Here is a 6730-nt window from a genome sequence, read left to right as displayed (position 1 = left end):
CGGTACCCGCCGCGTAAACGATGTTCGTATCCACTGGGTCCATGCACACAGAAAGCACAAGGTGGCCATCTCCAAGCGTAATCCCCCTATTGGCCGCTTGCCAGGTTAGCCCCTGGTTGTTGGATTTGTAAACACCCTGGGTTAGCGCTAGTGTGGCAAACAGGGTGCGTGAATTGGCCGGATTGATGGCAAGATCGCTGACAAAGTGCCACTCTTCCGACAAGAGGCTGGGCTGCGCACAGGACCAGCTCTGGCCCCCGTCTGTTGACTTGTAAAGACCATGCGGCTCCCAGATGCTGGAGGAGCGGACGCCAGCGTACACCAGGCTCGGGTCCGAAGGGTCTGCCATGACGAGCTCTACCTCTCCCTGCGGCAGGCCCTCGTTGCCTGCTTGCCACGTCCTCCCCCCGTCACTGCTCCTGAAGAACCCCCCGAGGCGCGTCCCGCAGTAAAGCAAGTCGGGGTCTTGAGGGTGAGCTACTACAGTTCTGGGGAATAGGCCGGCCAACGACCCGGTGGCGTCGTACCAGGACTGGCCACCGTCGGAGCTCGCCATCAAGACATCGGCGAGGTAGCGTGGTGCACCGGTACTCTGGAGTGCGGCTACGTACGCCCTAGCCGGAACACCGGGCCCAACTGCCATGTCGGCCACGTACACTATCCCGTCGTCGGCCTCCGCGTCTGTCCATGTCTCTCCATGGTCGTCGCTGTAGTAGAGACCGGCACGATCGGTGGCCACCCACACACGCGATGGAGCCTTCGTGGTATCGAAGCAGAGGAATGGGCACTGAGAGGCAACGAGCTCACTGCCACGACGGTACCACCGCCTCCCTCCGTCGTAAGTTGCGTAGAGACCGTCACAGGTACCGAGAAACAGGCGTGTCGAATCCACCGGCGAGATACAAAGGATACCCGTGTTTCCCAGGCCGGAGCTACGCTCCTCCCAGGAGGACCCGCCGTCTATGGTAAAGAAGAGACCCTTGCTGGTTCCCACATACAGTGCCTGGGGCGCCATCCGCCCACTCGCCAGAGCCCGCGGGCAAAGGTACCTATCTGCCAACGGAATTCCCTCGAGCTTGCGCCAGCCGCCCCAGCCGTCGCCCAGGTACAGTGCGTCGGGCGTGCCCACGACAAGACCCCTTCCACCGGGAACTGGAGGCAACAGAGCGGAGGCTATCTGCCCCGCCAGCTCCCCGCTAATGTCCGTCCATGCATCACCACCAATACCTCCGCGGGGCCATGGCCTCCGATACACGCCATCCCGTGTGGCGGCGAACAGGGTGTCGGCCGTCGCGTCACCTACTAAGTCCCGGACGCGACCCGACCGCAGACCTGCGCTGAGTTGGACCCAGTGGTTGCCGCCGTCCTGCGAATACACAACCCCCACAGGTGACTCGTTGCCGACAAGCAACCCGCCCGCGCGCTTAGGGTCCACCAGAATGACTGTGGGAACTGCAGCGGGAAATGAGGAGGTGGCCTGCCACGTTTGCCCCCCGTCCCAGCTCCTATATACGGCGCCCCATACGCCGTAGAAGAGAGGATTCTTCACGTGGGGAGAGATCACTATGTCCCCAAAGTCCCACGCATCATAGACTAAAGTCACCAGCCAGGGGTCGGCCAGCAGCTGGCGCCATGTGTGCCCCGTGTCACTGGTCATGAACAAGCCCCCCTCTCCGGTGTGAACCAGCAGCACCTCAGGGCGGACGGGGCTCTGGGCTATGCGGTACGCCGTGAACACCCGGGGACCCGATGCCGTCCACAAGTCCTCACCCCCGTGAACCCAAGCGAGGTGCCCGGCCATGACGACGCCGGCCCCGCCAGCGAGAATGCGTATCGCCCACTTGCCCATTGGACAAATCCCTCCTACAGGTCCCTGCTACAAGAGCCTGGGCCGGCTTTGGCGCCACAGTCACCTTACGGCACTTCTCCGCAAACCGCTCCGTTGCAAGAACCATACGCCTCATAGCAGTATGCGCCTTCCTGAACCCAATCAAAGTATCGGTACCACCCGTTGCAAAGTGCTCCAAACTGAGGGTCATAGTAGGGCTCGGTCTCATAGGGCCAGATTCCATCGGCGATAACATCACCATCCCTGTACAGGCGGTACCGGGGGCAGCTGTAGTAAGAAACCCATTCTACACGTATCTCGTACAACCAACCTCCAGAGGGAACCCAAAGCGGCCTCATTCCCGGCAGAACACTCTCCACGAGGTAGTACTTGTTGCCCGTCCACTCAGCGGATATCATCTCGACGATGATGGGGTTTCCCAGGGCGCCTTTGCCGGGCAACGCGGCATCAAAGGCGAGCAGCAGCCCAACCCCGAGTAGTACCGACATTGCCTTGCGGACCCGGGCCCTTGCAGGCCCGCACTCTTTCTCGCCACATAGGCTTCCCCGGCCGGCCCAGGCCACTATTGCCAGTGAAGGACCAGATCAACGTCAGCGCGCAGGCCTTTCCTCTTCACCCGATAAAAACGCCTTTCACCTTCCTGCCATGTAGAATCAGGCTGCAGGGAGAGCTCAACCCCTTGCCAGCTGGCCGGCACTGCGACCACGAACTCCGCATCTCCAACAGGCGCTGGCCAGGCCTCAGTGGTGCGCAAGATGTACCGTACCTTGTGCCCGCGCAGCTCTTGCAGGTACCTCACCCTGACCGTCTCCGCAACGGCGGGCCTGACCTTCATTGCCCAAAAGAGAGCTGTGTCGCCGGCGCTCGTCCAGAACTCGTGCCCTTCCACCTCGCATTCATAGGGAAATCCCTGCTCTTCATCCACCGCCACCGGAAAACACACCGTTGCTGCCACAGTGCCCTTGCGCAAGTTCTGGAACACATATGACCCCTCTACCAGCACCTGCCCTGGCCAACACGATATCACCACGCGCTCTGCTGAGAAGTGCAACCAACCGGGAGGAATGCGGAAGGAGCGTTGCTGTGCCATGGTCGCCGAAGGCCGACAGGCGAAGCAGAAGAGGGCGAGGAGCATGCAGAGCCCGGAGGCTCCGTGCCTCAGAATCGGTCGTCGAAGGCTTGTGCGCGGGCCTGGTTGCAAACTGAGGCGGCACCACCTGCCGAGTGGAAAGAAGGATGAGGTACGCCCCAAGCGAACCCTCTCTCTGGCGGGAGGTTTGCTCGACCACCGTTCCAACAGGGGTGACCGGAGGCGCCATCCGTGGTTGTTCCAGGACAAGAAGGCCGGCCCCATTGTGGCCTCACCCTCCTTTGCCGCACCCATTGGTTCCTCGAGCAGATTCATCTGGCGAGCGCGCCCCGGGCTAACACAATCGCCCATCGGCCCTCCAGGTGCACCAGCCTGGCTGAACCTGCTTCCAGTCACAACCGCGCCCAAAAAAAAAAAAAAAAAAAAAAACGACCTCTTGTCAAGACTTTTTTCGAGAGGCGAACCTGTGGGGGCGTGCGCGCGAGCGCAAAGGGGCCCGACCCAGCCGTGCCGGTTGCGAGCGGGCTCATGGGGCCACGGTCGCAAGAGGCAAAGAGCCGGGAAGTACCATCAGCCTCGGCGTACAACCTTCCAGTTCTACAGGGGCCCTTCCGTTCTGCGGATTAGGGGGCCGTGCAGTTGTCCCCTCACAGAGGCGTGTCCACCAGGGGCACCGGTGCGAGCTGCCGTGGCTTCCCACCAGCTGGCCGGGAAATCGGCGCGCAGCGCGGCCACTCCAGGGGCTGCGCCAGAGCGTTTTCCCCAGCCCCAGCGCTACATCATTCTCTCCAGCACAAAGAAGCGCTGCCGGAGCGCGGCCCTTTGGAAGCGCACCCAGTGGGTGTGCAGAAAACCCTCGAGCTCCCCGGTGCGCGCAATGCGCAGGGCTTCCTCGCGCCATGCCCGGTGGTCGTAGTGGGGACCTGCATCATCTCCCCCAAATGCTTCGGCGAAGGTCTGCACCCATGCAGCGCAGCGTTCGGCGAGGCTCTCGTGCCCCGTAGCCGGCACGTCGGCAAAGAGCGCCCGGAGCCGCTTTTCGACACTGGCCCATTTGCCCCCCACCTTGCGAGTGCCGCGCGCCGCGCAGAGCCATTCGAACACTGCATGCGCCGCCTGGCAGAAGCGTGCAGGGTTATCCCGCTCGAAGGTGCGCCCCCGGTAGTCGACGTACCGCCAGCGCTCGAAGGGAAGATCAGGATAGGCGTAGGCCTGCAAGTGGCCAACCCTGGCCCGAAACAGGTCCAACACCACATCCCAGGCACGTCGGCAGCGGCGCCATTGACCGTCCACGTAGCGACGCAGGGCCCGCACGTCGTTTTCCTGGTGGCGGCGTCCAGAGAAGCCCTCGTGGGCCCAAGAGTCGGCATAGGCGTGGAGCGCCACACCGAGCTGGTAGAGCCTCAACTCTCCCCGCTCGGCGAGGGCCCGTTCCACCGGCAACCGGCACAGGGCGCAATCCGCGGCGGTGGCATAAGGCGAGTACTGGCCATCCCAACGCAGGGCGGGGACAAAATGAAAGGGGAAGTAGATCTTCTTGTGCACGTTCCAAGTAAAGAATTGCAGGCCAAGGTGTGCGGTGCGCACGGTGTCGAAATAGTATTCCCCGACCTTCACCTGGCCGCTATCGGTGGAATCGTCCACGAACTGCGAGCTGTAGGCGATCACTCTGGCCTCGGCCGGAGAAAAGCCGGCAAGGTGCGCCAGCACCATCACCGCATAGTAGTGAAAGTCCTTTTGCATGATACCTCCCTAGCCCCACCAGCAGCCGGGCCGCCGAGCAGTCTGAGCACCGAGAACACCGCCTTCACGACAGTACAGGCCTGACTTGCGATGCCGAGGAATCCAAGGCCAACCGCGCAGCTGACTGCCCTGCTTACGGCTGCTTTTCCTACGAGAGCCCCGTCAACGTCGCGGGTGAAAGGTGCCGAAGAAGTAGGTGTCGAGGTCCTCGTTGGAGAGGGGCGACGGCACGGGCAGAGCCAGTTGATCTCCCACCTGCAGCTCTTCTCCTGGTTCGCTCCTCACCAGCACCGCAATGCCGCGCTCCTCTCTCCTGTCCGAGAGCCTGACCGCAGCAATAACTCTCGTGCTCCCCCCTTGCGTCCGTATCACCTCCAGGGTCATACCAGGATGCCAGTCTTCGGGCAGGCCGGTCACAAAGACGTATTTGCCGCGCGTCTTGGCCACGCGCGGAATCGGGCCGGAAGGAGCCCCTGCTATGGCCTCCTGAATCCTTGTCGCAGCCAAGTTGACCATATCCCCGGGGCGAATCTGCTCATTGGGGCTTTCGCTCACAATGGCCGCTACGGCGTAGCCTGGCTCCACCTGCAGGAGTCGCGCTGTGCCGATGGGTTGCGTCCCGCTGTCGCTGCGCCGGGCAATAGCCAGGGTGTCTCCGGGAACCCGCGGAACACATGAGCCGGCGATGACTACCTGCCCGCCTCGCACTGCCGCCACCTGCGGCTTTGTTCGGTCCGCTTCCGGCATGGGGCTTGCGACCGGCACTCGCCCATCCGGCGCCACCAACCAGTCGCCGACTTGCACCTTGTACGGCGCGACCTCACTTGCCACCCGACAGATAGCAGAACCACGCGGGAGCTCGTCAATCACAACCTTTCCCACAGCCACCAGCTCCTGCTCGGCCATACGATAGACAACAAGCGTGTCGCCGATCTTCGCCCTGGGCGGCGGGACAGAAGACAGTAGATACGCGCCACGCACCGCCTGTACCTGCTGCGCCTCTGTCTCAGGCGCAAGGAATAGGGCAAGTAGTGCAAGCATTATGGTGATCACCCCTTGCCGCATGCCTTGTTCCCTTAGAACTCGTACTGGGCGCTGAGGCGCAGGAGCGGCGTAGGCTCTACCCCCACCAATGCCGTGAGCCACAGGCCAGAAACGAGTGGCACGCGGCCGCCAAGGTTGAGCCTGGGCACAGGAACGTTACGCATGGGCGCACCCTCGCTTCCTCTGGGCCTGACCTCATCGCCCAGGTCGCTGCTCATTGCTATGAAAAAGTAGCGAAGGTCAAGCCCAAAGCCGCCGCTGTAGCGGAGGCGCAGCCCGCGCTCGTCGCCCTGTTTCAGTGCCAGGCTCAACTGGCCGGCATACAAGGCAACGTGGGCAGAAAAAGCCACCTTTGCCGACTGCCACAGGATGCCAAGTTGCACAGAGCCGGGCAGGCGCAACTCTGGAGTGAAGACATTCCGGCTTGCCAGACGCTCAGTGAGCGTCAGCTTCGCCAAATCGATCTTTGTGGCGTCGATGAGGTCCTCGACATCTCCACCCGCCCCTTCTTCCATGCGGATGAAGGGGATGCGATTGTTGACGGTGGAATCTCGTCCGCTGAAGTGCAACTCAGCTGGCAGGGTTGCGGCAAGCCCCAAGTGCAAATGCTCGCCCAGTCGGTGCGCCGCCCCAAGGCGCACGCCCCAAGCCTCACCGACATATTCCGCAAAGAACGACTGGTGCAAACTGTTCTGCTCTCCCCTGGCAAAGTCGATGCGCGGATCGTAGGGGTCATTGAAGGCATACTCACCACCGGACATCTCCACGATCCCCTCGACTGCCGCGTAGGCGTTGCACCTGCCACGGAGCACAAGCCGCCGGAGCGTGAGGCCGACGCTCGTCCCACCTCCCAGCTGCGCGCCCAGGCCCGCGAAGAGTTCATGCGCCCTGACTTCCATGTCCGCGTTGACGTCCAGCCAAGTGCGCATGCGAATGCGCCGCATCTCCCCTTGCACTTCCTGTTCGCTGTCCAGCGCCACCTCGAACCCACTGCCCAGAAGGGC

The 6730-nt window shown here is 62.6% G+C and carries 6 protein-coding genes; all 6 read right to left on the bottom strand.

Annotated elements, in window-relative coordinates:
- Positions 1–1849: hypothetical protein (locus tag H5U38_08120; GenBank protein ID MBC7186983.1), on the bottom strand; the 1849-nt coding region annotated here is incomplete at its 3' end.
- 65 nt (positions 1850–1914) lie between these two features.
- Positions 1915–2337 (bottom strand): hypothetical protein, encoded by a 423-nt coding sequence (locus tag H5U38_08115; GenBank protein ID MBC7186982.1) that lies wholly within the window; start codon positions 2335–2337, stop codon positions 1915–1917.
- A gap of 74 nt (positions 2338–2411) precedes the next feature.
- Positions 2412–2879 (bottom strand): hypothetical protein, encoded by a 468-nt coding sequence (locus tag H5U38_08110; GenBank protein ID MBC7186981.1) that lies wholly within the window; start codon positions 2877–2879, stop codon positions 2412–2414.
- Between the two features lie 834 nt (positions 2880–3713).
- Complete coding sequence (locus tag H5U38_08105; protein MBC7186980.1) at positions 3714–4682, bottom strand: hypothetical protein; 969 nt, start codon at positions 4680–4682, stop codon at positions 3714–3716.
- A gap of 162 nt (positions 4683–4844) precedes the next feature.
- Positions 4845–5723: a hypothetical protein gene (locus tag H5U38_08100; GenBank protein ID MBC7186979.1), complete on the bottom strand. Its 879-nt coding sequence runs from the start codon at positions 5721–5723 to the stop codon at positions 4845–4847.
- A 35-nt stretch (positions 5724–5758) separates the two neighbouring features.
- Positions 5759–6730 (bottom strand): hypothetical protein (locus H5U38_08095; protein ID MBC7186978.1); only part of this gene is annotated, 972 nt, incomplete at its 5' end.

This window comes from Calditrichota bacterium, from assembly GCA_014359355.1.
Taxonomy (GTDB): domain Bacteria; phylum Zhuqueibacterota; class Zhuqueibacteria; order JANLFK01; family Oleimicrobiaceae; genus Oleimicrobium.
This window is presented reverse-complemented; position numbering and strand designations above follow the sequence as displayed.